Annotated in this window: 26 protein-coding genes; 18 read left to right on the top strand and 8 right to left on the bottom strand. The window is 72.9% G+C overall.

What is annotated here, in order from left to right:
- Positions 1-86: 86 nt before the first annotated feature.
- Positions 87-503 carry an SsgA family sporulation/cell division regulator gene (locus ACFVHV_RS17640; protein WP_097237712.1) on the bottom strand — a complete coding sequence of 139 codons (417 nt, stop codon included), beginning with the start codon at positions 501-503 and terminating at the stop codon, positions 87-89.
- A gap of 405 nt (positions 504-908) precedes the next feature.
- Between ACFVHV_RS17640 and ACFVHV_RS17645 the strand changes: the two genes are divergently transcribed.
- Complete coding sequence (locus ACFVHV_RS17645; RefSeq protein WP_380351921.1) at positions 909-2,573, top strand: RDD family protein; 1,665 nt, start codon at positions 909-911, stop codon at positions 2,571-2,573.
- 73 nt (positions 2,574-2,646) lie between these two features.
- Entirely contained in the window at positions 2,647-3,411 is a 765-nt protein-coding gene (locus ACFVHV_RS17650) for an RDD family protein (RefSeq protein ID WP_380351922.1), read from the top strand.
- A 36-nt stretch (positions 3,412-3,447) separates the two neighbouring features.
- Here the strand turns inward: ACFVHV_RS17650 and ACFVHV_RS17655 are convergent, their stop codons facing one another.
- On the bottom strand, positions 3,448-3,750 hold the full coding sequence (locus tag ACFVHV_RS17655; protein ID WP_380351923.1) for a hypothetical protein: 303 nt from the start codon (positions 3,748-3,750) through the stop codon (positions 3,448-3,450).
- Positions 3,751-3,972: 222 nt separating this feature from the next.
- Here ACFVHV_RS17655 and ACFVHV_RS17660 point away from each other — a divergent pair, with 222 nt between their 5' ends.
- From ACFVHV_RS17660 to mycP, 4 genes are all read left to right on the top strand, one after another.
- Complete coding sequence (locus ACFVHV_RS17660) at positions 3,973-4,686, top strand: endonuclease V (RefSeq protein WP_359904176.1); 714 nt, start codon at positions 3,973-3,975, stop codon at positions 4,684-4,686.
- 97 nt (positions 4,687-4,783) lie between these two features.
- Positions 4,784-5,233, top strand: coding sequence for a hypothetical protein (locus ACFVHV_RS17665; protein ID WP_359904173.1), 450 nt, complete (start codon positions 4,784-4,786; stop codon positions 5,231-5,233).
- A gap of 37 nt (positions 5,234-5,270) precedes the next feature.
- The gene (locus tag ACFVHV_RS17670; RefSeq protein ID WP_380351925.1) at positions 5,271-6,701 is read left to right on the top strand and encodes a WXG100 family type VII secretion target; all 1,431 of its coding nucleotides are present in this window, start codon (positions 5,271-5,273) and stop codon (positions 6,699-6,701) included.
- A gap of 88 nt (positions 6,702-6,789) precedes the next feature.
- Positions 6,790-8,046 carry a type VII secretion-associated serine protease mycosin gene (gene mycP / locus ACFVHV_RS17675; RefSeq protein ID WP_380351927.1) on the top strand — a complete coding sequence of 419 codons (1,257 nt, stop codon included), beginning with the start codon at positions 6,790-6,792 and terminating at the stop codon, positions 8,044-8,046.
- Here the strand turns inward: mycP and ACFVHV_RS17680 are convergent.
- Positions 8,040-8,621 (bottom strand): GNAT family N-acetyltransferase, encoded by a 582-nt coding sequence (locus ACFVHV_RS17680; protein ID WP_380351929.1) that lies wholly within the window; start codon positions 8,619-8,621, stop codon positions 8,040-8,042. The two genes, mycP and ACFVHV_RS17680, sit on opposite strands and share 7 nt — an antisense overlap.
- Before the next feature lie 206 nt (positions 8,622-8,827).
- Between ACFVHV_RS17680 and ACFVHV_RS17685 the strand changes: the two genes are divergently transcribed.
- A complete protein-coding gene (locus tag ACFVHV_RS17685) occupies positions 8,828-9,424 on the top strand; it encodes a DinB family protein (protein ID WP_359904161.1) in 597 nt (198 codons plus the stop codon).
- Between the two features lie 30 nt (positions 9,425-9,454).
- Here ACFVHV_RS17685 and ACFVHV_RS17690 read toward each other — a convergent pair whose 3' ends face one another.
- Complete coding sequence (locus tag ACFVHV_RS17690; protein ID WP_359904158.1) at positions 9,455-9,895, bottom strand: hypothetical protein; 441 nt, start codon at positions 9,893-9,895, stop codon at positions 9,455-9,457.
- 598 nt (positions 9,896-10,493) lie between these two features.
- On the bottom strand, positions 10,494-11,258 hold the full coding sequence (locus ACFVHV_RS17695; RefSeq protein ID WP_380351931.1) for a hypothetical protein: 765 nt from the start codon (positions 11,256-11,258) through the stop codon (positions 10,494-10,496).
- Between the two features lie 256 nt (positions 11,259-11,514).
- Here ACFVHV_RS17695 and ACFVHV_RS17700 point away from each other — a divergent pair, with 256 nt between their 5' ends.
- Positions 11,515-12,522, top strand: coding sequence for a hypothetical protein (locus ACFVHV_RS17700; RefSeq protein WP_380351933.1), 1,008 nt, complete (start codon positions 11,515-11,517; stop codon positions 12,520-12,522).
- 112 nt (positions 12,523-12,634) lie between these two features.
- On the opposite strand, the gene ACFVHV_RS17705 is transcribed toward ACFVHV_RS17700, so the two are convergent.
- Together ACFVHV_RS17705 and ACFVHV_RS17710 are read right to left on the bottom strand one after the other, a co-directional pair.
- Positions 12,635-13,225: an isochorismatase family protein gene (locus ACFVHV_RS17705; RefSeq protein WP_359904150.1), complete on the bottom strand. Its 591-nt coding sequence runs from the start codon at positions 13,223-13,225 to the stop codon at positions 12,635-12,637.
- 214 nt (positions 13,226-13,439) lie between these two features.
- The gene (locus ACFVHV_RS17710) at positions 13,440-14,774 is read right to left on the bottom strand and encodes a nicotinate phosphoribosyltransferase (protein WP_380351935.1); all 1,335 of its coding nucleotides are present in this window, start codon (positions 14,772-14,774) and stop codon (positions 13,440-13,442) included.
- A gap of 140 nt (positions 14,775-14,914) precedes the next feature.
- Here ACFVHV_RS17710 and clpS point away from each other — a divergent pair, with 140 nt between their 5' ends.
- The 7 genes from clpS (at position 14,915) to ACFVHV_RS17745 (ending at position 19,880) form a co-directional block, all read left to right on the top strand.
- A complete protein-coding gene (gene clpS, locus ACFVHV_RS17715) occupies positions 14,915-15,208 on the top strand; it encodes an ATP-dependent Clp protease adapter ClpS (protein WP_049654313.1) in 294 nt (97 codons plus the stop codon).
- Between the two features lie 130 nt (positions 15,209-15,338).
- Positions 15,339-15,911, top strand: coding sequence for a DUF2017 domain-containing protein (locus ACFVHV_RS17720; protein ID WP_359904144.1), 573 nt, complete (start codon positions 15,339-15,341; stop codon positions 15,909-15,911).
- 304 nt (positions 15,912-16,215) lie between these two features.
- Positions 16,216-17,604: an amino acid permease gene (locus ACFVHV_RS17725; RefSeq protein ID WP_380351946.1), complete on the top strand. Its 1,389-nt coding sequence runs from the start codon at positions 16,216-16,218 to the stop codon at positions 17,602-17,604.
- A 148-nt stretch (positions 17,605-17,752) separates the two neighbouring features.
- Positions 17,753-18,184, top strand: a complete 432-nt coding sequence (locus ACFVHV_RS17730) for a M67 family metallopeptidase (RefSeq protein ID WP_359904141.1) — start codon at positions 17,753-17,755, stop codon at positions 18,182-18,184.
- A gap of 139 nt (positions 18,185-18,323) precedes the next feature.
- Complete coding sequence (locus tag ACFVHV_RS17735; protein ID WP_310593142.1) at positions 18,324-18,443, top strand: putative leader peptide; 120 nt, start codon at positions 18,324-18,326, stop codon at positions 18,441-18,443.
- A gap of 117 nt (positions 18,444-18,560) precedes the next feature.
- Positions 18,561-18,839, top strand: a complete 279-nt coding sequence (locus ACFVHV_RS17740; RefSeq protein WP_030242903.1) for a MoaD/ThiS family protein — start codon at positions 18,561-18,563, stop codon at positions 18,837-18,839.
- 72 nt (positions 18,840-18,911) lie between these two features.
- A complete protein-coding gene (locus tag ACFVHV_RS17745) occupies positions 18,912-19,880 on the top strand; it encodes a cysteine synthase (protein ID WP_359904138.1) in 969 nt (322 codons plus the stop codon).
- A 64-nt stretch (positions 19,881-19,944) separates the two neighbouring features.
- On the opposite strand, the gene ACFVHV_RS17750 is transcribed toward ACFVHV_RS17745, so the two are convergent.
- The gene (locus ACFVHV_RS17750) at positions 19,945-20,403 is read right to left on the bottom strand and encodes a type II toxin-antitoxin system PemK/MazF family toxin (RefSeq protein WP_380351937.1); all 459 of its coding nucleotides are present in this window, start codon (positions 20,401-20,403) and stop codon (positions 19,945-19,947) included.
- Positions 20,404-20,589: 186 nt separating this feature from the next.
- Here ACFVHV_RS17750 and ACFVHV_RS17755 point away from each other — a divergent pair, with 186 nt between their 5' ends.
- The 3 genes from ACFVHV_RS17755 (at position 20,590) to ACFVHV_RS17765 (ending at position 23,338) form a co-directional block, all read left to right on the top strand.
- Positions 20,590-20,781, top strand: coding sequence for a MarR family transcriptional regulator (locus tag ACFVHV_RS17755; RefSeq protein ID WP_359904135.1), 192 nt, complete (start codon positions 20,590-20,592; stop codon positions 20,779-20,781).
- Positions 20,782-21,025: 244 nt separating this feature from the next.
- Positions 21,026-21,772 carry an MBL fold metallo-hydrolase gene (locus ACFVHV_RS17760; RefSeq protein ID WP_359904132.1) on the top strand — a complete coding sequence of 249 codons (747 nt, stop codon included), beginning with the start codon at positions 21,026-21,028 and terminating at the stop codon, positions 21,770-21,772.
- Between the two features lie 225 nt (positions 21,773-21,997).
- On the top strand, positions 21,998-23,338 hold the full coding sequence (locus ACFVHV_RS17765) for an LAETG motif-containing sortase-dependent surface protein (RefSeq protein WP_380351940.1): 1,341 nt from the start codon (positions 21,998-22,000) through the stop codon (positions 23,336-23,338).
- Positions 23,339-23,420: the final 82 nt, after the last annotated feature.

A 23,420-nucleotide genomic window follows, 5' to 3' on the forward strand; every position in this document is an offset into this window, starting at 1 on the left:
CGGGTGCTGATACTGGTGCTGGTGCTGCTGGTTCGGGTGCTGATGCTGGTGCTGGTGCACGAGCCGGTGCACGCTGCGGCGCATGCCTAGGCGAGCAGTTCGGCGAGCGAGCCGTCCATGTCCAGCGCGGCCAGCTCGCTGCCCGGGGGAACCAGCCGGTGCGCCCGCTCCAGCCAGGCCGCGACGGCCGGCAGCGGGGCCTCCAGCAGGGCGTCCCCGGCGGGCGAGCTCAGCGCCAGACAGAGCACGCTGCGCCGGCCCGAACGGGTCGGCCAGATCCGCACGTCACCCTGGCCGCACGGGCGGAAGGTGCCCTCGACCAGCAGCTCGCGGGCGAACACCCAGGTCACCGGCGAACCGGTGTCCAGGTGGAAGGTGATGTACACCGCGTACGGGTCGTGGCTGCCGTAGGACAGCCGGGCCGGGACGGGGACGCTGTGCTCCGGCGAGAGCACCAGGTTGAGCTCCAGCTCGTGCTCGACGACGCTGACGGGACGCTCCATGATCGTCTTCCTCTCTGCCTTCGGGCGGTGCCCGGTTCCGGGCCCCTGTGACCTTTGAGAGGGCGGTCCGCACCGGCTCTTACACACGTTTCCGGGATTTCTTCGGGAAGTTTGGTGAGGGTGGTGAACGGCGGGTGGCACGGCGCGCGAGCAAAAGTCGTGCGCTGGGTTCCCTACCTTGAGCTACCCCCTGTTGTCCGGGGAATCGCGAACTTTCCGTCACGGCTTCGGTGAGGTACTACCCTTTGTGACTGTCCGGCGACTGTCCGCCCATCGGTGGCGCCCCCACGCGCGCCGAGCGCAGGGCGCGCGCCGGGTCGTGCGCGCGTGTGGACGCGTCTGCGGTGGTCGGGCCCGGTCGGCCCGCGCCGTCCTCGTCAGGACCTGCCAGGAAAGAAGACCCCCATGACGGACCGCCCCTTCGCCGCCGACGGCGACCCGGCCGTCGCACCCGAGCCCGGCTACTACCCCGACCCCTCCATCCCCGGCTTCGTCCGGTACTGGGGCGGCTCGGCCTGGGTGCCCGGCACCAGCCGGCCCGCGCCCGCCGGGGGCGAGGTGCTGCAGCCGCCCCGGTACGCGACGCGGCGGTCCGCCCCGGGCGGTGCGGCGGTGCGGCCGGTGCGGTCGCCGGTGGTGCCGGAGCCGGCCGGGCTCCCGGAGGTGGCAGCGGCGCCGGAGCCGGTGGCCCCGGAGCGGATGGCCCCGGAGCCGGTGGTGCCGGGGGCGGTGGCGGAGGTCCGGGTCGGGCCGCCCGCGGGTGGGGGTGACACCGGGCCGGTGTACTTCGACCAGACCTCGGGCGGGGCGTCCTTCGTGCTCGGGCCGCGGGTGGCGGAGGTGATCGGCGGGCCGGTGTTCCGGACGGTCGACGGGCCGGGGGTTTCGTCGGGCGTTTCACCGGGCGTTTCATCGGGCGTTTCGCCTGGGGGTTTGCCAGTGGTGCCGTCGGGCTTCGCCGGCGCCGGGCTGCCCGGGCCCCTGGAGGAGCCGGTGGCCGTCGGTGCGGTGCCCGAGGCGGTCCAGGGGATGGGCGCGGCCCTGGGTTCGGGGTCGGGCTCGGGGTCGGCCCCGGCGCCCATGGTCGGGGAGTCCGGGTGGCAGGCCGACCCCCGGGCGCAGCCGGGCCTGATGGAGACGGGCGACGCGCCGCGTTGGGTCTCCTGGGGGGTGCTTCCGGAGGCGCTCGATGCGGAGGAGGGGTGCGCGGAGCCCGAGCGCGCTCCGGCTGCCGTCGAACTGGCCGCGGCCGGCGCTCCCGCCGCGGCGGTGACCGTGCGGGAGGCGCCGGTGCCGGCCGTCCTGGCCTCGGGCCCGGTGCCGGTGGTCGGCGAGAGGGCGATTCCAGCCCCGGTCCAGACCCCGGCTGCGACCCCGGCTGCGGTCGCCGTGACCGCCGGGACCATGGCGGCCTCCGCCGCCCCGCTGCCCGCCGTACGGACGGTGCGGGAGACCGCCGTCCAGCCCCGACCTTCCGCCGCCGCCCCCGCCGTCACGGCTGCCACCGCGTCCTCCCGGGCGGCCGGCGTCACCCGTCCCGCCCGTCCCGCCCGGACGGCCCGGACCGCCCGGGTCGCCGTGCCGGCCGGCCTCGGCCGTCGCCTGGCGGCGCGGACGGTGGACACCGCCGTGCTGCTGGTGGTCGCGGTCGCCGCCGGGATTCCGCTCGGCCGCTCGGTGACCGACCACCTCCAGCAGAAGGTCGACCAGGCCCGGATGGCCAGCGCCCTCAGCCGGCGTCAGATCCAGGTCTGGCTGGTGGACGACGTGGTGCTGGGCAAGATCGCCGTCCTGATCGGCATCCTGCTGTTCGTCAGCCTGCTCTACGAGGTGCTTCCGGTCGCCCGCACCGGCCAGACCTTCGGCAAGCGGCTGGCCCGGATCCGCGTGGTGGACACCGCCGCCCCGGCCGGCCGGACCAGGCTGAGCCTCGGCCGCTCGCTCCTCCGGTGGGCGGTGCGGCAACTCGGCACGGTGCTGCTGCTCGGCCTGGTCTGGCCGGTGTTCGACCGGACGGCGCGGCGGGGGTGGCAGGACCGCGCGGCCCGCACCCGGGTGGTGCGCGGCTGAGGGCCGGTAGGCCCAGTGCAAAACGGACAGAATGTCCCAAACATCGAGAATGTGTGATGTTCTACTCGGGGTCATGAGCACCCACGACCCCTCAGGCCCCCAGCCGGAGGGGGGCGGCAAGCCCTCCTTCGACAAGCAGCCCCCGCAGTCGGGCGGCGGCACGCCGGAAGGCGAGCCGTCGGGCCCGACCCCGTCCCCCGAGCCGTCCCCCGAGCCGTCCCCCGAGCAGCCCCACGAGCCGTCCGGCAGTCCCGGCGCCTACCAGGGCACCTACGGCGGAAGCCCGTACGGCGAACCGACCCCCGGTCAGAGCCCGTACGGCCAACCCCCGTACGACCGGACGCCGCCCGGGTACGGCCACGGCTACGGCCCCGGCGCGTACGGCACCCCCGGCGCCGGCCCCGTCCCCGGCATGCCGCCGCTCGGCACCTGGCCCAAACGGATCCTCGCCCGGCTGATCGACTACCTCCTGGTGCAGGCCGTCGCCGTGATCATCGTGGGACCCTTCGTCGACCTCGGCACGCGCAACGGCTCCACCGAGGCGTTCTGGCTCGGCTGCGCCATCTACCTCGTCTACGACGCCCTGATGCTCAGCCGGGACGGCCAGACCCTCGGCAAGAAGGCGACGAAGGTCCGCGTCGCCATGCTCGTCGACGGGAACAAGCCGACCCCGGCCGCCGCCTGGACCCGCGCAGCCGTCTTCATCCTCCCGGCCGTGCTCTGCTGCGCCGCGCTCTGGTGGATCATCGACGGGTTCTTCGGCGTCTTCGACAAGCCCTACCGGCAATGCCTGCACGACAAGGCCGCGAAGACCGTGGTGGTCACCACGGAGGTCTGAGCGGCGGCGCAGGACACACCGGCGCCCGGCGGCGGATCAGCGCTGCCGGGCGTACGCGTGCCCGGTGGCGGCCGCAGCGGGGCGGGGCGCCCGCGCCGGGTCCGCGGCGCCGTCCTCCACGGTCGCGGCCTCCACGGTCGCGGCCCCCGCGGCGGCGGCCCTCGCGGTGGCGGCGGACATCGAAAGCACCGTCACCACGGTGCCGAGCACCAGCGCGAACCCCACCAGCACCGCGACCGCCAGGACGCCCGAAGCACCCGAAACGGCCAGCAGCACCACCGTGGTGGCGACGACGGTGAACGAGCCGAGGCAGACCTGGGCGACGGAGGGGCGCGGCATGGCGGAGGTCCTTCGCACGTCGGGGGAAACGGGCGGGAATGGTGCCGGGTTCCAGTGCTCCTACCCCGCGGGGAGACGGGTACGTCCAGGCTAGCCCCCGAACGCGGGGGCACGGGGGGCGCACGGGCTCACCCCGGGGTCGTCCGGCCCGGTCGGTACGGTGAGGCGAAACCCGTCCACACCACGCACCGCCGCACACCACCGCACCCGGGGGAACCGACCATGCCCATCCCCGCCGACTGGCCCACCACCGAGGCCGAGGCACTCGCCGAACAGGAGCGGCTGCGCCCGCTCGTCCAGGCCCACGACGACGAGGCCCCCGGCGACCCGGGCCCCGACGCGCTCGTCGCCGGCGTGGACGTCGCCTACGACGACGACCACGACCTCGTCGCCGCCGCGGCCGTCCTGCTCGACCGCGACACCCTCGCCGTCGTCGAACAGGCCACCGCCGTCGGCCGGATCGCCTTCCCGTACGTCCCCGGACTCCTCGCGTTCCGCGAACTCCCCGCCGTCCTCGACGCACTGGCCGCACTCACCCGCACCCCCGACCTCGTCGTCTGCGACGGCTACGGCCTCGCCCACCCCCGCCGCCTCGGCCTCGCCAGCCACCTCGGCGTCCTCACCGGACTGCGCACCCTCGGCGTCGCCAAGACCCCCTTCACCTTCGACCACCACGAACCCGACGCGCCCCGCGGCTCCTGGACCCCGCTCACCGACCCCGCCACCGGCGAGGAGGTCGGCCGCGCCGTCCGCACCAGAGAAGGCGTGAAACCCGTCTTCGTCTCCGTCGGCCACCGCACCGGCCTCGACACCGCCGTCCGCACCACCCTCCAACTCGCCCGCCACTACCGCCTCCCCGAAACCACCCGGCACGCCGACTCGCTCTGCCGACGCGCCCTCACCGACGCCCGACGGACCGGGACGACCGCGAACTGACCAAGCCCCGGGCGGGATTCGGGCCCGGTGTGTTAGACATGAGACACCGGGGCCCGGCCCCGACCGCCAGGGACGGACGCACGGGGGAGGCGCCGAAATGGGATCAGGGACCACCGGAACCGGATCGACCGGCGGAGCCGGACAGGGCTACCGCATCGAAGTCGAACAACTCCGCGCCTTCGCCGGCCAAGTACGGCTGCTGCTCGCCGACTTCCAGAAACACGCCGACGGCAGCGACACGCACGGCCGCAGCGGCATCGGCAAGAACGCCTTCGGCACCTTCGCCGAAGCCACCGAGATCCACGGCCGCTACGGCACCATGCGGGACGCGCTGCGCGACGTCCTCAACCAGCTCCAGGAAGCCGTGAACGAGGCCCAGCAGAAGGCCGACCTCACCGCCGCCAACTACGAGGAGCAGGACCAGCACGCCGCCGCGAAACTCAAACTCGGCGACGACGGCTGGTCCGTCGCCCACCCCTCCGCCGGCAGCCAGGCCGCGGCCCAGCAGAACCTCACCCCGTCCACCCGCGGCAACGCCACCGTCTGACCGCCGCCCGCCCGGACCGAACGGAGGCCGACCGCCCGTGGTCTACACCGACTTCACCAAGTACAGCCACGCCCAGCTCCGCACCATGGCACAGGCCCTCGACCCCGGCGCGGTGATGGCCGCCGGAGACCCCTGGCGCAAGGCCGCCGACACCCTCAAACAGATCCGCCAGACCCTCACCAAAGCCAGCACCGAAGCCGCCACCTCCTGGGAAGGCACCACCAGCGACGCCTTCCACACCCGCATGCTCACCCTGGCCGCCAGCATCAACAACGCCGCCGCCTACGCCAACGACGCCGCCAACATCCTCCACACCGCCTCCGAAGCCATGGCCAAGGCCAAACGCGACATGCCCGAGGAACCCGGCAACTGGGACAAGGTCAAGGACACCGTCGGCGACGCCCTCTTCGGCGACGACGACGAACACCTCCCCCTCGCCGACCGCAAGAAGGCCGAAGCGGCCGCCATCATGCAAACCCTCGCCATGCACTACCGCATCGCCACCCCGGCCCTGAAGCCCCCGCCGTCACTGGATCTGAGACCGCGACAGCCGATCCGAGACGACCCGACAGATGGGTCTCAAGGCGATCCGAGCGGGGCCGCGGCGACAGCGGCCGCGATGGTGTCGGGCACCTCGGTGGGGGCGGCGGGAGCATCGACAGGGGCAAGGACTGCTCCGCCTCCTCAACGCAAGTCCTCCGAGCCGCCGATGACGGCTCGGTTGGTGGCGAGGAGCGCCCCGGCTCCGACGGACTCGGGGATCAAGGGCGGCACGGCGCAAGCTCCTCCGAAGTCAGTGGCCTCTCCGAGTCGCGGTTTCGGAGATGGCATCTCCGGCAGGCCGGTGGTCCCCACAAGTGGAAGCATGCCGAATCCTGGGCTTGCCGGGACACAGACCTCGGGAGTGGATCTCGTGCAGACCGGGGGTCCCGCCGCCGGGCCGTTCGGGGGTGGCAACGGTCCGGAGGCCCCTCGTACGACCGGTCCGACGACCGCTTCCCCGAGTGGGCCGATCGTCGGTCCGGGGAAGCTCGGCACCGGCGGTAGGGATATTTCGGGTGGTGCGACGCCGGTCGAGAGTTTCGGGCCGCGTGGCGCCCGGACTCTTGGCGGTTCCGGTGAGGCTGCCCCCGGCATCGGTGCCGGGGGCCGGGGAGCGCTTGGCGGAAAGCGGCCCGGGGGGTCCTTGGCGCGACCCGGCGGAGCCGCCGGAGACACGGCGAAGCCTGGTGCGGTACAGGGCAAGCAGGCATTCACCGAGGGTGGGTCCGGCCTGGGAGCGCGAAGCCGGCTCCGGGGTGAGCCGGGCGTTGCGGGCACGAGCGGTGTGTCCTCGGGTGTCCCGCTGAGTGGGGCGCAAGGACATAAGAAGGACCGGGGGCGGGAAGGCAAGCGCCCCGACTACCTCGTTGAGGACGAGGAGACCTGGGCGTCGGACAAGCCCGCGAATCCGAACGTGGTGGAATGAAAAACCGGTCCGTTAGCGGACAACGGTTCTGATCGCATCCCGCAGGTCGGCGACCTGCGGGATGCCGCGCTGAGTGGGGTGACCAGGCTTGACGAGCCGCCGATTGACACGCGGTACGGCGGCCTTTGCTGCCGGAGCACTGATCTGGGGTGTCGCCGCGCCGGTGGCATCGGCCGATCAAATCAGGGATCAGCAATGGGCTCTGAAGTCGTTCGAGGCAGAGGCGAAAGTCTGGCCGACGAGCCAGGGCGATGGTGTGATTGTCGCGGTGATCGACACGGGAGTGAACCAGGACCAGCCGGATCTGACCGGGCAGGTGCTTCCTGGAGGCGACTTCTCCGGTGGCAATACGGACGGCCGGGTGGACAGCGACGGTCACGGCACCGGGATGGCGAGCCTGATTGCAGGGCACGGGCATGGTTCCCAGGAAGGGATCATGGGCCTTGCCCCGAAGGCGAAGATTCTGCCAGTGAAGATCAAGTCTGGTGGTGACGGCCCGGACTCCCAGGCAACCCTGGACTCGCAGCCAACCCCTGATCCTCAGCAGAACGACTTGGCGGATGCGATTCGCTTCGCGGCGGACCACGATGCGAAGGTTGTCAACATCTCCCTCGGAGGCTATTCCCGCTACGATTCGAAGCTGCGGAAGGCGGTCAATTATGCGGTTTCCAAGGACATCGTGTTGGTCGCCAGTGCGGGTAACAGCGGGTCCGGCTTGGGCGTCGAGTACCCGGCTGCTTTCCCGGGTGTCGTAGCAGTGGGAGCCGTGGACTCCAACGGGATTGTGTGGGAGCGTTCCACGCCGGGCGTCGAGACAACGCTCACCGCGCCCGGTGTAGGGATCTACCGTTCCGCGCTGAAGTCCTCGACAGGCTACGAGCGGAGGAACGGCACTTCGGATTCCACTGCCTATGTCTCTGCGACTGCGGCGCTCATCCGTGCCAAGTACCCGAACCTGTCCGCCGGGCAGGTGATCAATCGAATGATCAAGTCGGCCACACGCCCCGCCGGTGGACCGACGGTACCCAACAACCAGTACGGCTACGGGCTCGTCGCGCCGGCGAAGGCCCTGGAAGCGAATCCCGCCGTGGACAACGGGTCTCGGGAGAATCCCCTGATCGGGCGAATGGAGGCGAAGGGCACCCCGCCTCCGGTGGCTGAGGAGAGCGACGAGCCCTCCGTGGAGCCGATGGTCCCCGAGGGGGACCGCGGGAGCAGCGGGAGCGGGGTGGGGGTCGTGGTGGGGGTGGCGGCCGGGGGTTTGGTGTTGGTGGTCGGTGGTGTCGTGGCGCTCGTGGTGCGGGCGCGGCGGCGGGGGGCGGCGGGTGGGGGTTCGTATCAGTGAGTGGTGAGCCATTCGTCGCGTAGGGCGGCCATCTGGAGGACGTCCCAGTAGCGGTTGTCCCAGTGGTGGGCCTGGCGGGAGCGGCCTTCGAGGGTGAAGCCGGATTTGCGGTAGGCGTGGGCGGCGCGTTCGTTGTACTCGAAGACTTCGAGGTGGACGCGGTTGAGGCGGATGGTCTCGAAGGCGTGGCGCAGGACCAGGAGGGTGGTCTCGGTGCCGATGCCGCGGCCGGTGCTGTCCGGGGTGAGGGCGATCCGGAAGCTGGCGGAGGAGTTGTCGGGGTCGACGTCGGTGAGGGCGGTTTCGCCGAGGAAGCGGCCGGTGGTGGGGTCCTCGACGGCGAGGTCGAGGCGGTCGGGCTGGTCGGGGCGGGTGGCGCACCATTGGTGGATCCGGTCGCGGGTGAAGGCGGTGCGGGTGCCGGTGAGCCGGTTGGTCGTCTTGTCGGTGCAGAGTTCCCACATCGGGTCGGTGTGCCGTTCGTCGAGGGGGACGAGCCGGATGGTGGGGCCGTGCAGGGTGGGTTTCACGGCGAGGGCGGCGAGGTCGGCGGGGTTGGTGGTGTCGGCGGTCATGGCGTTCAGGATGGCGGGCCGGTTTCCGGTTCGTCCACGTATTTGATCCCGGTGGTGCGGGTGCGCATCGGGTTGGTGTGCGCGCGGGGATGGGGGCGTGTGATGAGGGAATGCGCCGGTCGGTGCGCCGGGGGTGGCAGCATTTCGGCGATCGCTGGCGTCATTGCCACTGGTGGGGCTTGTCGGGTGGTGGAGATGCTGGGCCCATGAGCGCTTCTGAGAGCACGCCGGTCGAGAGCACGTCGATCGCCGCCACCGACAGCACCGACGCCGGGATCGTCCCGGACACCAAGGACTGGACCTGGGTGTTGGAACGCCCGTGTCCCGACTGCGGGTTGGACACTCCGCGGGTGGTCCGGGAGGACGTTGCGGGGATGGTCCGGGCCAATGCGGAGGGCTGGCTGACGGTGCTGGCGGGGGAGGCGGACGGACTGCGCCGCAGGCCCGCCGCGGGGGTGTGGTCGGACCTGGAGTACGCGTGCCACGTCCGGGATGTCTTCCGGCTGTTCGAGGTCCGGCTGGGCCTGATGCTGGACCGGGAGGACCCGCTGTTCCCGAACTGGGACCAGGACGACACGGCCGTCGCAGAGCGCTACGGGGAGCAGGACCCGAAGGTGGTGGCCGGGGAGCTGGCGGAGGCCGCGGAGAGGCTCGCAGGGGCCTTCGAGCGGGTGGCCGGCGAGCAGTGGGGGCGGACCGGGAACCGCAGCGACGGGGCGCGGTTCACGGTCGAGTCGTTCGCCCGGTACCTGATCCACGACCCGGTGCACCATCTGTTCGACGTGACGGGCGAACGGGTCTGAGGCCGGGCCGGGGGCGGCGGGGGCGCGGGGTCACCAGCCGGAGGCCTCGCGCAGCATGGTGCGGCGCAGCCGTCCGGCCACGCTGGCGGCGTCGGTGCCGATGACGTCGGCGATCTCGGGGGCGGCGAGGCCGACGACGTAGTGCAGGATCGCCAGGTCGTCCTCGGCCGGGCGCCGGTCCGGGTCGGCGGTCACCCGGCGGGTGTGTTCGGCGACGGTGCCGCGCAGGATTTCCCAGGCGTGCGCGGTCGGGTTGGAGCTGCCCATCAACTCCCGCCAGTGCACCGCGATTTCCGCGAAGGCCTGCTGGACGGCGATGGCCGCGGCGGCGTGCTCGGTCAGCCACACGCGCGCATAGCTGAGGTACCGGGGGCGGTGGAGTTCGCAGAACGCGGTGAACTCCAGTGGTACGTCCGCCGGCTCGCCGGGCCCCGGGGGCGGCTCGGCGGAACTCTCGTGACGGTTGGTCATCTCGGCTTCTCGGAAAGGGAGATGGGTTTCTGACGGTCGATCATCTGTGCTCACTCTACGGTAGGCCCTCGGTGCGCTGGGTGACCAATCCGATGGAATGCCCGGAACCCGCCGCCGCCAGGCCGGTTCCGGTGGCGACCGGGTGCGGCGCGGCGGCGGGACGGCCGGGAAGGCGGCCGGCGAGGGCCGGCGGGGCAGTACTGCGCAGTGACGGGGGACTCGTAGGTGCGAGCGTGTCGCAGCTGGTCAGAGCGTGTAGGACGGCTGTGGCTGCAAGGCAGTTGATGTGACACCGTAGGGCCTGAGGAGGCTGGCGTCCACGCTCAGGGCGCGAACCTGCGCCCGCACAACCACCCGCACAACCGCACTCACGATCGTCGCGGAGATCACCACGGACGGGGACACGGTCGTCATCACGGTGACGGTCGTGCGCGCGGCGTTGACGGCGTCGACGGCGTGCGCGTTGGGGCGGTTCCGTGGCGGCCGGGCGCCGCCGGGCACATCGACCGCGCCCCGGCGGCCTGAACGGGACCGGCCTGAACGGAACCGGCCTGAACGGGACCGGCCGGGGCGGGAGGGCGGGCGGAGCGGCCGCCGGTCAGGAGGTCGTACGGGCCTCCGTGGGGGTGATCCGGTCGACGGCGGTGTCCCGCTCGACCTGGGTCGGGAAGGCTTCGACGGCCCGTCGCCGGGCCGCCTGTGCCACTGCCGCGGCCGCGGCCGCAGCCGCCGCGGCTGCTCCGGCGGCGGCCTCCTCGCGCTCGCGCCGGTGCGCGGCGCCCGCGGCGTGCGTCCCGGAGCCGTGCGTTGCGGAGCCGTGCGGACCGGCGGAGAGCGCCCCGGGGCCGTGCGGGCCGACGGAGAGCGCCCCGGAGGCGTGCGGGCCGACGGAGAGCGCCCCGGAGGCGTGCGGACCGGTGGAGAGCGCCCCGGAGCCGTGCGTCCCCGGGGTGTGCGTCCCCGGGGTGTGCCCGCCGCCCGTGACGGCTCCGGGGGCGTGCTCACCGGCGGGCTGCCCCGGGGCCCGTCGTCGGCGGCCGAGTGCGGCCCGGGCGGCGTGTTCCTCGGCAGCCTGTCTAGCGGCCAGGTAGGCCTGTACGGCGGCCATGCCGTAGACGGGCTGGATGAGCTGATGGCCCTTGAAGAAGGGCCTGGCCGGGGCGAACCCGGCGGCGACCACGAGGTCGCGGATCTCTGCTATCTCGGCTTCACTGCGGGCGGTGAAGCGGACCTCCCAGCCCTTCTTGTACGTATGGCCCTTTTCGCCGCTGCGGCGGGCGGGGTCCGGGCGGCGGACGTATCCGGGCAGGCGGCCGAGGCGGAGCTGGGCCGCGCGGAGGCCGGCGGTCTCGTCACGTGACATGACGTAAGCCTAGGCAATCCCCGGGGCGGGATTGACGCCTTGGGCATCCCTCGCCGTATGCCTTTGATCACTCTGGGTCAGGCGACCAGGTCGACGATCGTTTTCGATCACATATGACAACCTGATGAGCGTCAATTACTCCAAATGAGTGAGGGTATGAGGACTTTAGTGCGGGCTGATCCCGGTTTCGCGACGGTTGAGTAACAGTGCGTCAGGGTCCCGGTCGCGGGTCCGGGGGGTTGGGGATGGTGTCGGCATGAGCTACCGGATTCCGATGCCGCCGCCGTCCCTGGAGGAGCTGGCGAAGCGTCAGCAGAACGTCGTCACCGCGAGCCAGTTGCGCGCCCGGGGCGTGCCGGCCCGGATCATCACCGAGCACTGCCGCCGGGGTGGACCCTGGCAGCGGATGCTGCCCAGGGTCTACCTGCTGCAGGCCGCCGAGCCCACCCCCGAGCAGCGGATGTGGGCCGCGCTGCTGTACGCCGCGCAGAACGGTCGCGAGGAGGGTCGCCGGGAGGGTGCGGTGATCACCGGCACGGCCGCGCTGGCGCTGTACGGCTTCACCGTCGTGCCCCGGCTGCCCGCGGTGACGGGGGTGGACGTCCTGGTGCCCCGGCAGCGCCGGCTGAAGGACGTCGGTGAGGTCCGGATCCGGCGCACCGAACGGGAGTTGGTGGCCCGCTCGGTGCACGGGCTGGCCTGTGCGCCGGTGGCCCGGGCGGTGGCCGACGCGCTGGTCGAGTGGACGGCGGAGCCGTCGGGCGGCCCGGCCCCGGTGCGCGAGGTGCTGAGGGAGGCCCTCGTTCTGCCCGGGAACCACTGCACGGTGCGGGAGTTGGTGGCCGAGCTGACCGACTCCGGGCTGACCTGCGAGCCTCGGGTGCGTGCCGCGCTGGACGAACTGATGGCCACCGAGCGGGATTTGGTGTTGGAGCGGCTGGGGAGCCTGATGGACGAGTGGCTGCTGCCGGCGCCGCTGAGCGCCCCCGAGCTGCGGATGCGCGGCGGTACGTACATCGCCGTCCCGGACCTCTACTGGCCGGAGCGGGGCGTCGCGGTGGAGGTGGACTCGGAGCTGCGCTGCGTGAGCGAGGGCGAGGCCGCCTGGGTGCGCGGCGGCCAGCACCGGATGGAGTACCTGGGCGTCCGCGTGGTGTACGTCTGCGGGGCCCGGCTGGCCGCCGACCCGGACGTGGTCGGCGGCGAACTGCGCGAGGCGTACCGGGCCGGCGGGACGGACGTGGTGGAGCTGCTGGTGGTCTGAGCGGCCCCGCGGGCACGACCCGGCGAGCACGCCCCCCCGACCGTGCTCCCGCGAACAGGCCAGCCGCGAGCACACCCCCGCGAGCACCCCCCGGGCGCGGCCCCGGGAGCAGCTACGGACGGACCAGCGGTGTGCCGACCAGCTCGACCCCGGCCGCCCGCAGCTCGGCCAGCGCGGCGGCGGTGGTCTCCGCGGCGACCCCGGCGGTGAGGTCCAGCAGCACCCGGGTGCTGAAGCCCGCCCGGGCCGCGTCCAGCGCGGTCGCCCGGACGCAGTGGTCGGTGGCGATGCCGACCACGTCGATCTGGTCGACCTGCCGCTCGCGCAGCCACTCCACCGGACCGCGGTTGTTCTCGTCCAGCCCCTCGAAGCCGCTGTACGCCGCCGAGTGGGCGCCCTTGTCGAAGACCGCCTCGACCGCGCCGGAGATGACGGCGGGTGCGAAGTTGGGGTGGAAGCCCACGCCCTCGGTGCCGGCCACGCAGTGCGGCGGCCAGCTGTCGACGTAGTCCGGTTCGGCGGAGAAGTGGTCGCCCGGGTCGATGTGGTGGTCGCGGGTGGCGAGGATGTGGTGGTAGCCGGGGGAGGACTCGGCGATCAGGTCGGTGATGGCGGCGGCCACCTCGGCGCCGCCGGCGACGGCCAGGCTGCCGCCCTCGCAGAAGTCGTTCTGCACGTCGACGACGATCAGTGCCCGGTGCATGGCTCGCATCCTCGGATCTCGGGGGCCCGCGGGAGGCGGCGCCCCGGTGGGGGGAGCCCTCGGGAGTACGCGGCCCGGCCGCGGCGGGCGCGGGGGGTACTCGGGGAGCTCCGGGGGAACTCGGGGAACTCTACGGTCGACTGTAGGGAGTGGCGCGCGGGGGCGGAAGTCCCCGGGGCCGGTCCGGTGGGCCGGTCCCGGCCCCGGGTTCCGGTCAGTGGGCCGGCCCGGCGGGCAGGACCAGTTCGGTCGGCAGCACCGGGTCGCCCTTGGACAGTTGGGTGGCCGACAGCGGCAGGGCGGCGCGGGCGCGCACGTGCCGTTCGCGGGCGGCGCTCAGCGGCTCCCGGCCGACGGTCTCGCCGTCCAGCACCAGCGGCACCTGCATCAGGTGCGGGCGCAGCCCGTCCGGGACGGGTCCGGTGCCGACCACCTCGGCCTCGGCGACGCCGTCGGCGTCGGGCCGGCGGGCCGCCCACTTGCGGCCGCCGATGCTGGTCTTGCCGCCGGCCGCGCGCTTGGCGACCGGCACCATCGGCCCGCCCTCGGTCTCGGCGCGGGCGACCAGCTTGTAGACCATCGCGCAGGTCGGGTGGCCGCTGCCGGTGACCAGGCTGGTGCCGACGCCGTAGCCGTCCACCGGTGCGGCGGCCAGGGCGGCGATCGCGTACTCGTCGAGGTCGGAGGTGACGATGATCCTGGTCCGGTCGGCGCCGAGCTCGTCCAGCTGGCGGCGGACCCGGTGGGCCAGCAGGGTGAGGTCGCCGGAGTCGATCCGGACGGCGCCCAGTTCGGGGCCGGCCACCTCGACGGCGGTGCGCACGGCCTCGCGCAGGTCGAAGGTGTCGACCAGCAGCGTGGTGCCCTTGCCCATGGAGGCGATCTGCGCCGTGAAGGCGTCCCGTTCGCTGTCGTGCACCAGGGTGAAGGCGTGGGCGGCGGTGCCGGTGGTCGGGATGCCGTGGGTGTAGCCGGCCTCCAGGTCGGAGGTGGCGGCGAAGCCGGCCACGTAGGCCGCTCGGGCGGCGGCGACGGCGGAGTGCTCGTGGGCGCGGCGGGCGCCCATCTCGATCACCGGGCGGCCGCCGGCGGCGGCGGTCATCCGGGAGGCGGCGGCGGCGATGGCCGAGTCGTGGTTGAGGATCGAGAGGATCACCGTCTCCAGGATCACGGCCTCGGCGAAGCTGCCCTCGACGGTGAGCAGCGGCGAGCCGGGGAAGTAGACCTCTCCCTCGGGGTAGCCGTGGATGTCGCCGCGGAAGCGGTAGTCGGCGAGGAAGCGCAGGGTGGTCTCGTCGACCACGTCCTGGTCGGCGAGCCAGTCCAGCTGGGGGGTGGTGAAGCGGAAGTTCTCGACGGCGTCCAGGACCCGACCGGTGCCGGCCATGACGCCGTATCGGCGGCCGCTCGGCAGGCGGCGGGTGAAGACCTCGAAGACGGAGCGGCGGTGCGCGGCCCCGCTGCGCAGGGCGGCCTGCAGCATGGTGAGCTCGTAGCGGTCGGTGAGCAGCGCGGTCGAGCCGGCCGCGCGCACGGAAGTGGCGTCCATACGGATGATGCTACTACCACTTAGCGTCAGAGTGACGATTTCTCGGCGAGCGTGCCGGGCCGGAATCGCCGGGGTGTCCCCCGGATGGCAGCATGGGGCATGAGGGGTTACGGACGACTGTGCAGCGAGGAGGACCCGGCTTGAGCGTCGCGCCCGTGGAGATCGAGCGCCCGGAGGTCGAGGGGGTGCCGGTGACCGAGCCGGACACGCCCTGGGTGACCATCGTGCACAACGACCCGGTCAATCTGATGAGCTACGTCCAGTACGTCTTCCAGGCCTACTTCGGCTATCCGAAGGACAAGGCCCGGAAGCTGATGATGGACGTCCACACCAAGGGCCGGGCGGTGGTCTCCAGCGGCTCCCGCGAGGAGATGGAGCGCGACGTCCAGGCGATGCACGGCTACGGCCTCTGGGCGACGCTGCAGCACGACTGACGCCGGACCGACCGGCGCTGGCCGGACGGGCGCCGGCGCGACCGGCGCACAGGCGGCCGGGGCCGGCCCGACGGGTGCCGGACCGCCGGCCGTACGACCGAAGACGACGAAGACGGGCTGACCGATACAGATGGCTGGGTTGTTCGAGAGTGCCGGCGGTGGCGGCGCGGCGATCGCGCTGGACGAGTGGGAGGCCTCCATCCTGCGCTCGCTGGAAGTGCAGTTGCTGGAGCTGATCGGCCCCGGCCCGGGCGGGGAGGGTGACGACCCCTTGGCCGCGCTGTTCGCCGAGGGCCCGACCGAGGCTCCCGCCGACCCGGCGCTGGCCCGGCTCTTCCCGGACGCCTACGGCGACCCGGGGAAGCCGGAGGACGAGGAGGCCAGGATCGCGTCCGGCGAGTTCCGCCGCTTCACCGAGCTGGACCTGCGGGCCCGCAAGCGGGACGACGCGCTGTTCGTGGTCCGGGCGCTGGACGGCCTCGGCGACGGCGGGGTGCTCAAGCTGGCGGTGCCCGACTGTCAGCGCTGGCTGGGCGCGCTGAACGACCTGCGGCTGGCCGTCGGCGTCCGGCTGGAGGTCACCGAGGACGACGAGGACGGTCTCTACGAGCTGCCGGACGGCGACGAGCGCAAGCCGCTGGTGATGGCGTACCTGTGGCTGGGGGCCCTGCAGGAGTCGCTGCTGGAGGCCATGGCGGACTGAGTCCGAGCGGAACCGTCCCTCGGGAGAGCGATCCTGCCCGATTCCGGGCAAGCCCCGGCCGTTTCGTCCAGAATGTGGACGATTGGCCGGGGCATTTCTTATGAAAATCGGGCAAACCATACCAGGTCATGCTCAAATAACGCTCAGATGGACACCGCTGTCCGAACTTCGCGTGGTACGACTTCTCCACCCCCGAGACCGACCAGGACGGTGCACAGTGGCCGAGAAGTTGTACGACGAAAGGGTCGACAGCGCGGCGGACGGCGAAGGCTACGAGCGCGGGCTCGGCAGCCGCCAGATCCAGATGATCGCGATCGGCGGAGCGATCGGCACCGGCCTGTTCCTCGGCGCCGGCACCGCGATCTCCCGCTCCGGCCCGAGCCTGATCCTCTCCTACGCCGTCGCCGGCCTGGTGATCTTCGTGATCATGCGGGCGCTCGGCGAACTGCTCACCTACCGACCGGTCTCCGGCAGCTTCGCCGAGTACGCCCGGGAGTTCCTCGGCCCCTTCGCCGGCTACGTGACCGGCTGGACGTACTGGCTGTTCTGGGTCGTCACCGGCATGGCGGAGACCACCGCCGCCGCCGTCTACGTGCGGTTCTGGGCGCCCGACATACCGCAGTGGGTCAGTGCGCTGACCTTCCTGGTCCTGCTCTACGCGGCCAACCTGATCTCGGTGAAGCTGTTCGGCGAGATCGAGTTCTGGTTCTCCATGGTCAAGGTCACCGCCATCATCGGCATGATCCTGATCGGCGTCGGGGTGCTGACCCTCGGCTTCAGCAAGGCCGGTGACACCGCGTCGCTCGGCCACCTCTGGCAGGACGGCGGCTTCTTCCCCCGGGGCATCGGCTCCACCGTGATGACCCTTCAGATCGTCATGTTCGCCTACCTGGGCGTCGAACTCGTCGGCGTCACCGCGGGCGAGAGCGAGAACCCCGAGAAGACCCTGCCGCGGGCCATCAACACCCTGCCCTGGCGGATCATGCTGTTCTACATCGGCGCGCTGGTGGTCATCCTCTCGCTCGTGCCGTGGACCGAATTCCGGCCCGGAGTCAGCCCGTTCGTCGCCGCCTTCGGCAAGATCGGCATCCCGGCGGCGGCCGGCATCATCAACTTCGTGGTGCTCACCGCCGCGCTCTCCTCCTGCAACTCCGGGATGTACTCCACCGGCCGCATGCTGCGCGACCTCGCGCTGCGCGGCCAGGCCCCGGGACGGCTCACCAGGCTCAACTCCCGCCGCACCCCGGCCTTCGCGATCACCGTCTCCTGTCTGCTGATGGGGATCGGCGTGGTGCTCAACGGCGTCGTCCCGGCGCGGGCGTTCGAGTACATCACCTCGGTCGCCACGGTCTGCGGCCTGTGGACCTGGGCGATGATCCTGATCTCCCAGATCCGCTACCGCCGGGCCTGGCGGGCCGGCCAGCTGCCGGCGCCCACCTTCAAGGCGCCCGGCGGCTCCTGGGTCAGCTGGGCCGCGCTCGCCTTCCTCGCCCTGGTCGTGGTGCTGATCGGACTGGACCGGGACAACCGGATCTCGCTGTTCGTCTTCCCGTGCTGGGCCTTGCTGCTGGTGGTCGGCTACCAGGTGCTCAAGCGCCGCGACCCGCGAGCCCTCCACGACGTCGCCGCGGACCGGCAGCCCGCCGCCGACGGCAGCCTGCCCGCCGGCGACGGGAGCCTGGACGCCCGCTGACCGGGCCCGGACGCCACGGCCCGGCCACGGCCCCGACCCCGGCGCCACGGACCGGACGCGGACACCCGCCGGTCGGACGTGGACACCCACCGACCGCGCCTCGGACGCCCCGGCGGACAGCCGCCGGGGCGTGGCTATCCTGGCCCGCATGCTGACCATCACCCGAGAACTCCGCGACCGGATCGTGGCCCACGCCCGCGCCGACCACCCGGACGAGGCCTGCGGCGTGGTCGCCGGACCGGCCGGCAGCGGCCGGCCCGAGCGGTTCGTCCCGATGCTCAACGCCGCCCGCTCGCCCACCTTCTACGAGTTCGACTCGGGCGACCTGCTCAAGCTCTACCGCGAGATGGACGACCGGGACGAGGAGCCGGTGATCGTCTACCACTCGCACACCGCGACCGAGGCCTACCCCTCGCGCACCGACGTGAGCTACGCCTCCGAGCCGTTCGCCCACTACGTCCTGGTCTCCACCGCCGAGGGCGAGGGCGAGGACGACCCGTACCAGTTCCGCTCGTTCCGCATCGTGGACGGCGAGATCACAGAGGAAGACGTGCAGGTCGTCGAGGCCTACCCGGTCTGACCGGCACCCCCGCGGACGCGGCCCGCCGACCCCTCCCGAAGGGGCGGCGGGCCGCTGTCGTCTCAGCCCTGGGAACGGGAACATCCGGATCCCGAGACGGCCATGTCGGAGCGGGCCCGGGAATCTATACGATGAGCCCATGCGTTCCGTCGATGTGAGCACTCAGGCCCCGGGCACCCGCCTCGTGGCGCGCCTGCACATCGACCTGTGCCGGCACGCCGGTGCGATCTGTCCCGGCACGCCCGCGCGCTCGCGCTGAGAGCCGCTTCACCACCTCACCCGGGCCCGCCGCCCCCGGCGACGCCGAGCCCGGGGTGACCGCCCCGCCGCCTCCGCCGCGGCCCACTCACTCCACGACTCGCCCAGGAGCGCACTCATGGCCATCGAGGTCCGCATCCCGACCATCCTCCGCACCTACACCGACGGCGCCAAGGCCGTCGAGGGCAACGGCAGCAACCTCGGGGAACTCTTCACCGACCTCGACGCCCGCCACCCGGGCATCGCCGCCCGCCTGGTCGAGGGCGGCGAGCTGCGCCGCTTCGTCAACGTCTACCTGAACGACGAGGACGTCCGCTTCCTGGAGGGCATCTCCACCGCCCTCGCCGACGGCGACAGCGTCACCATCCTGCCCGCCGTGGCCGGCGGCGCCCGCTGACCTCCCGGTTCCCCCGCCCGCACGGCGGGGGAACCGCCCTCTCCACCCCACCGCCTTGGCCGGAGGCCCCCCTTGCGTTACGACAGTCCGCTCGAAGCCGTCGGCAACACCCCGCTGGTCCGTCTGCCGAGGCTGTCCGCCGCCGTCCCCGGCAACGCCGACGGCCTGGTGAGCCTCTGGGCCAAGCTGGAGGACCGCAACCCGACCGGCTCGATCAAGGACCGCCCGGCCCTGCACATGATCGAGCGCGCCGAGGCCGACGGCCGGCTCACCCCCGGCTGCACCGTCCTGGAGCCCACCAGCGGCAACACCGGCATCTCGCTGGCCATGGCCGCCAAGCTCAAGGGCTACCGGATGGTCTGCGTGATGCCGGAGAACACCAGCGAGGAGCGGCGCGAACTGCTCCGCATGTGGGGCGCCGAGATCATCCCCTCCCCGGCGGCCGGCGGCTCCAACACCGCCGTACGGATGGCCAAGGAGATCGCCGCCGAGCACCCCGACTGGGTGATGCTCTACCAGTACGGCAACCCCGACAACGCGGGCGCCCACTACACCGGCACCGGCCCCGAGATCCTCGCCGACCTGCCCACCGTCACCCACTTCGTGGCGGGCCTCGGCACCACCGGCACCCTGATGGGCGTCGGCCGCTACCTGCGCGAGAAGGTCCCCGGCGTGAGGATCGTCGCCGCCGAACCGCGCTACGACGACGTGGTGTACGGGCTGCGCAACCTCGACGAGGGCTTCGTCCCCGAGCTGTACGACGCCGAGGTGCTCACCACCCGCTTCTCGGTCGGCTCCGCGGACGCCGTCCGCCGCACCCGCGAACTCCTCCAGCAGGAGGGCATCTTCGCGGGCGTCTCGACCGGCGCCATCCTGCACGCGGCGATCGGCGTCGGGCGCAAGGCGGCGGCCGCGGGGGAGCGCGCGGACATCGTCTTCGTGGTCGCCGACGGCGGCTGGAAGTACCTGTCCACCGGCATCTACACCGCCGAGTCCACCGAGGCCGCGGTCGAGGCGCTGCAGGGCCAGCTCTGGGCGTAGGGCCCAGGGGCCAGGGCCCGTCCCGTGGATCCTCGCCGGGCCCGCGGCATCCGGGGGCAGGCCGCTAACCGCGCGGCAGCGCCCGCTGCGCCCGGGCCCAGACCTGCCGGTCCACCGCGCCGGCCCGGCGGCGGAAGGCCGACAGCGGTACCTCGCGCAGCTCGTCGGTCTCCAGCCAGCTGGCCCGGCCCTCCCGGTCACCCACCGTCCCGGGCGGCAGCGGCAGTACGCCCGGGCGTTCCGCGTGGTGCTTGCTGGTGATCTTGGCGACGGTGGCGGTCCGGCCGTGCACCCGCAGCACCAGGCACGGGCGGTCCTTGGACCCGGGCCCGTCCTCGAACGGCACCTGCGCCCACCAGATCTCCTGCGGCTCGGGGCCGGCCCCCGGCCGCGGCTTCGGGCCGGTCGGCCCGGACGGGCGCGGGGCCGGGCGGGTGCGCCGCACCAGCGCCGCCGCGGCGGCGGCCAGCAGCGCGACGCCCAGCAGCGACAGGACGAGCCAGGTAGCGGTCATGCCGTTCATGCGGCGAACCGTACCGGGCCGGGGTGAACGCCACTACCGTGCCGGCCGTGACGGTCGGGCATATGTCCGCGCATTGCTCCCGGTTCGTCACGGAACTGCCACAATGCCCGTTCTGCGCCCGGAGTCCCGGCCGGTCCGGCAAGGCTGCGTCACGAACGTCCGCCCCCGTCCCCCGGAGGTGCCCCCGTGACCCGTGGCCCCGAGCTGTGGTCCTGCGCCGAGATCGCCCGCCACATCAACGTCCGGCCCGCGACCGTCCGCAGTTACCGCCGGCACCGGCTGCTGCCCGATCCGGACGTGATCGACGGCAGCGGCCGCCCGCGGTGGTACCCGTTCACCATCCGTACCTGGGCCCGCAACCGGCCCCGGCGCCGCTGATCCCCGGCCCGTCAACCACCCCCGCTCCAGCTCCCGGCGTTCTGGTGATTCCGCCCACAGCCCGGCACGGGGACGGGGGCAAAGTGCCGCTCCGCCCTTACCCTCGACACACCAACGCAGTGCTACCGGCCGGTTCGCCGCGCCCGGCCTGCCGTTTTCCATGCCGTTTTCCACGCTGTCCGGTGGAGGACGGCGATGCCGTTTTCCAGCAGCAGCCAGGATGTGTCGGGGCGGAGGGGCTCGGATGAAACTGACCGTGGTGGGGTGTTCGGGGAGCTTCCCGGCCGCCGACTCGCCCTGCTCCAGCTACCTGGTCGAGGCCGAGGGCTACCGCGTCGTGCTCGACCTCGGCAACGGAGCCCTCGGTGCCCTCCAGAAGTACACCGGCCTCTACGACGTCGACGCCGTCCTGCTCAGCCACCTGCACGCCGACCACTGCGTCGACCTGTGCGCCTACTGGGTGGCGCGCAACTACCGCGCCGAGGGCTGCCCCGAACTGCTGCCCGTGTACGGTCCGGCCGGCACCGCCGAGCGGCTCGCCCGCGCCTACGACATGCCGGAGAACCCCGGGATGAAGGAGGTGTTCGAGTTCCGCACGCTCACCCCCGGCAGCTTCGAGCTCGGCCCGTTCCGGATCGGCGTCGCCCAGGTCAACCACCCCGTCGACGCCTTCGCCTTCCGGCTGGAGCACGACGGCCGCTCGCTGGTCTACAGCGGGGACACCGGCGAGAGCGCCGAACTCGTCGAACTCGCCCGCGACACCGACCTCTTCCTCTGCGAGGCGGCGTACATCGACGGGCGCGACACCTATCGGGCCGTCCACCTCAACGGCCGCGAGGCGGGCGAGCACGCCGCCGCGGCCGGCGCCCGCCGACTCGTCCTCACCCACATCCCCCCGTGGACCGACGCCGAGCACAACCGGCGGGACGCCGCGGCCGCCTACCCGGGGCCGGTCGAGGTCGCCCGGGCCGGTGCGGTGTACGAGGTCTGAGCAGCCCGGCGGGGGTTGCGCGGGGTGCCGCGGAAGGCCCGGGAAAAAGTTCCGGGACGACCTGCAACCTCGCCGCCCCCCGTACGTCCTAGTAGGTGAGCGGCGGGAAACGCCGCCGGAACGGTCGGCCCGTCGGGCGCGGCCGCGATCACACCACTCACCAGGCTTGCTTCGTGCTGCCCGGATCCGGCGTGCCGGTCCGGAGCGGAAATCCAGGGGGATCCCATGCGCAAGACCAACCGTGCCCTGAACCGGGCCCGCCGGCTCGTTCCGGCGGTCGCGCTGACCGCCGCGCTGGTGGGCGGCGGCGCCGTGACCGCGACCCCGGCGTTCGCCGCCGCCGGGCCGCTCAGCCTGACCGTGCACGCCCCGGCGGTGGTCGGCTTCGCGGGCGGGCCGGTCGAGTTCACCGAGCACATCGGCAACCCGGGGGACCAGGGCACGTCCGTCGTGCTGGACTTCGAGATCGAGAGCGACCTCGGGACGCCGCCGAACGCCCTGAGCCTCGACTACTTCAGCGACATGACCGGTGGCTGGCTGCCGGTGGACCTGAAGGCGCGCTCCGAGGGGAACCGGCTGGTCAACGCGGGCGGCACCGGCAAGGTGACGGTTCCGGCGGGCGGCACCGACGTCAGGCTCCGCCTCGGTGTTCCGATGGGCAAGCCGCACGACGGGGCCACCAACGGCGGCACCGGCCCGAACCTCGCCTTCCGCACCGCCGTCAAGGGCTGGTGGCAGGACTCCCCGGTCGAGCCGCCGCTCAACGACACCCACGTGATCAACGTGGAGGGGATCACCAACGGCGTGTCCGGGGTCCCGGCCACCGCCGTCGCGGGCGGGGCGCCCATCGAGTTCGACGCGGTGCTCAGGAACCCGACGCCGTCCGCCTACACCAACCTCGGCAACGTGCTGTTCACCGACCGGCACGCCAGGGTCGAGGTCCGCGGCGCCGACGGCACCTGGACCGTCCTGGCGCCGGTCACCACCGAGGCCGAGCCTCCGGCGGGCTTCTACCTGGACGGCCGCAACTCCTCTGCGGCCCCCGGGAGTTCGCAGACCAAGCGGGTCCGGGTCAGCTACCCGGCCGACATGCCGCAGGGCGCGACCGAGCTGAACCCCTGCGTGTTCGTCAACGAGGGCGACGGCACGCCCTTCCGCGGCACCACCATGTGCTCGCCCGGCGCCACCGTCCGGGTCGTCGCCCCGGAACCGAAGCCCACCACCATGCCCGCCCCGACCGGCACCCCGGAGAGCACCGGGACCCCGGCCCCGACCCCGTCCACCGGCTCCAACGGTTCGAACGGTTCGAAGCCGCAGCCGGGCGGCGACGCGCCCGCCGCCCAGCAGGCCGGCGACGTCACCAGGGCACCGGCCGCCCCGGCCGCTTCGGCGCCCGCCGCGCCCGCGGGCGACGCCCCGGCGGCCGGTGACCGGCCGGTGGGCGGCCACCTGGCCTCCACCGGCGCCGACAGCGACCGGACCGGCCTGATCGCGGGCGTCGGAGCGCTGCTGGTGGGCGCCGGCGCGGGGGCCTTCTTCCTGGCCCGCCGCCGCCGCACCAGCTGACCGCCCGCCGTGGGCGGCCCGGGCCGGGGGCCCCGGCGGGCCGCGCACGCGCCGGTCGCCGGCGGGGGTCACGGGCACCCCC

The organism is Kitasatospora sp. NPDC127116, assembly GCF_042677365.1.
Classification (GTDB): domain Bacteria; phylum Actinomycetota; class Actinomycetes; order Streptomycetales; family Streptomycetaceae; genus Kitasatospora; species Kitasatospora lactacystinica.

What these genes read in the sequence shown, in the direction of transcription:
- ACFVHV_RS17695 (WP_380351931.1), bottom strand. Translation starts at nt 11,258, where the DNA reads ATGTCACGTGACGAGACCGCCGGCCTCCGCGCGGCCCAGCTCCGCCTC.
- ACFVHV_RS17735 (WP_310593142.1), top strand. Translation starts at nt 18,324, where the DNA reads ATGCGTTCCGTCGATGTGAGCACTCAGGCCCCGGGCACCCGCCTCGTG.
- ACFVHV_RS17680 (WP_380351929.1), bottom strand. Translation starts at nt 8,621, where the DNA reads ATGACCGCCGACACCACCAACCCCGCCGACCTCGCCGCCCTCGCCGTG.
- ACFVHV_RS17720 (WP_359904144.1), top strand. Translation starts at nt 15,339, where the DNA reads ATGGCTGGGTTGTTCGAGAGTGCCGGCGGTGGCGGCGCGGCGATCGCG.
- ACFVHV_RS17765 (WP_380351940.1), top strand. Translation starts at nt 21,998, where the DNA reads ATGCGCAAGACCAACCGTGCCCTGAACCGGGCCCGCCGGCTCGTTCCG.
- ACFVHV_RS17740 (WP_030242903.1), top strand. Translation starts at nt 18,561, where the DNA reads ATGGCCATCGAGGTCCGCATCCCGACCATCCTCCGCACCTACACCGAC.
- ACFVHV_RS17645 (WP_380351921.1), top strand. Translation starts at nt 909, where the DNA reads ATGACGGACCGCCCCTTCGCCGCCGACGGCGACCCGGCCGTCGCACCC.
- ACFVHV_RS17725 (WP_380351946.1), top strand. Translation starts at nt 16,216, where the DNA reads ATGATCGCGATCGGCGGAGCGATCGGCACCGGCCTGTTCCTCGGCGCC.
- ACFVHV_RS17760 (WP_359904132.1), top strand. Translation starts at nt 21,026, where the DNA reads ATGAAACTGACCGTGGTGGGGTGTTCGGGGAGCTTCCCGGCCGCCGAC.
- ACFVHV_RS17705 (WP_359904150.1), bottom strand. Translation starts at nt 13,225, where the DNA reads ATGCACCGGGCACTGATCGTCGTCGACGTGCAGAACGACTTCTGCGAG.
- ACFVHV_RS17640 (WP_097237712.1), bottom strand. Translation starts at nt 503, where the DNA reads ATGGAGCGTCCCGTCAGCGTCGTCGAGCACGAGCTGGAGCTCAACCTG.
- ACFVHV_RS17655 (WP_380351923.1), bottom strand. Translation starts at nt 3,750, where the DNA reads ATGCCGCGCCCCTCCGTCGCCCAGGTCTGCCTCGGCTCGTTCACCGTC.
- ACFVHV_RS17690 (WP_359904158.1), bottom strand. Translation starts at nt 9,895, where the DNA reads ATGACCAACCGTCACGAGAGTTCCGCCGAGCCGCCCCCGGGGCCCGGC.
- ACFVHV_RS17650 (WP_380351922.1), top strand. Translation starts at nt 2,647, where the DNA reads ATGAGCACCCACGACCCCTCAGGCCCCCAGCCGGAGGGGGGCGGCAAG.
- ACFVHV_RS17710 (WP_380351935.1), bottom strand. Translation starts at nt 14,774, where the DNA reads ATGGACGCCACTTCCGTGCGCGCGGCCGGCTCGACCGCGCTGCTCACC.
- ACFVHV_RS17730 (WP_359904141.1), top strand. Translation starts at nt 17,753, where the DNA reads ATGCTGACCATCACCCGAGAACTCCGCGACCGGATCGTGGCCCACGCC.
- ACFVHV_RS17750 (WP_380351937.1), bottom strand. Translation starts at nt 20,403, where the DNA reads ATGAACGGCATGACCGCTACCTGGCTCGTCCTGTCGCTGCTGGGCGTC.
- ACFVHV_RS17685 (WP_359904161.1), top strand. Translation starts at nt 8,828, where the DNA reads ATGAGCGCTTCTGAGAGCACGCCGGTCGAGAGCACGTCGATCGCCGCC.
- ACFVHV_RS17700 (WP_380351933.1), top strand. Translation starts at nt 11,515, where the DNA reads ATGAGCTACCGGATTCCGATGCCGCCGCCGTCCCTGGAGGAGCTGGCG.
- ACFVHV_RS17660 (WP_359904176.1), top strand. Translation starts at nt 3,973, where the DNA reads ATGCCCATCCCCGCCGACTGGCCCACCACCGAGGCCGAGGCACTCGCC.
- ACFVHV_RS17665 (WP_359904173.1), top strand. Translation starts at nt 4,784, where the DNA reads ATGGGATCAGGGACCACCGGAACCGGATCGACCGGCGGAGCCGGACAG.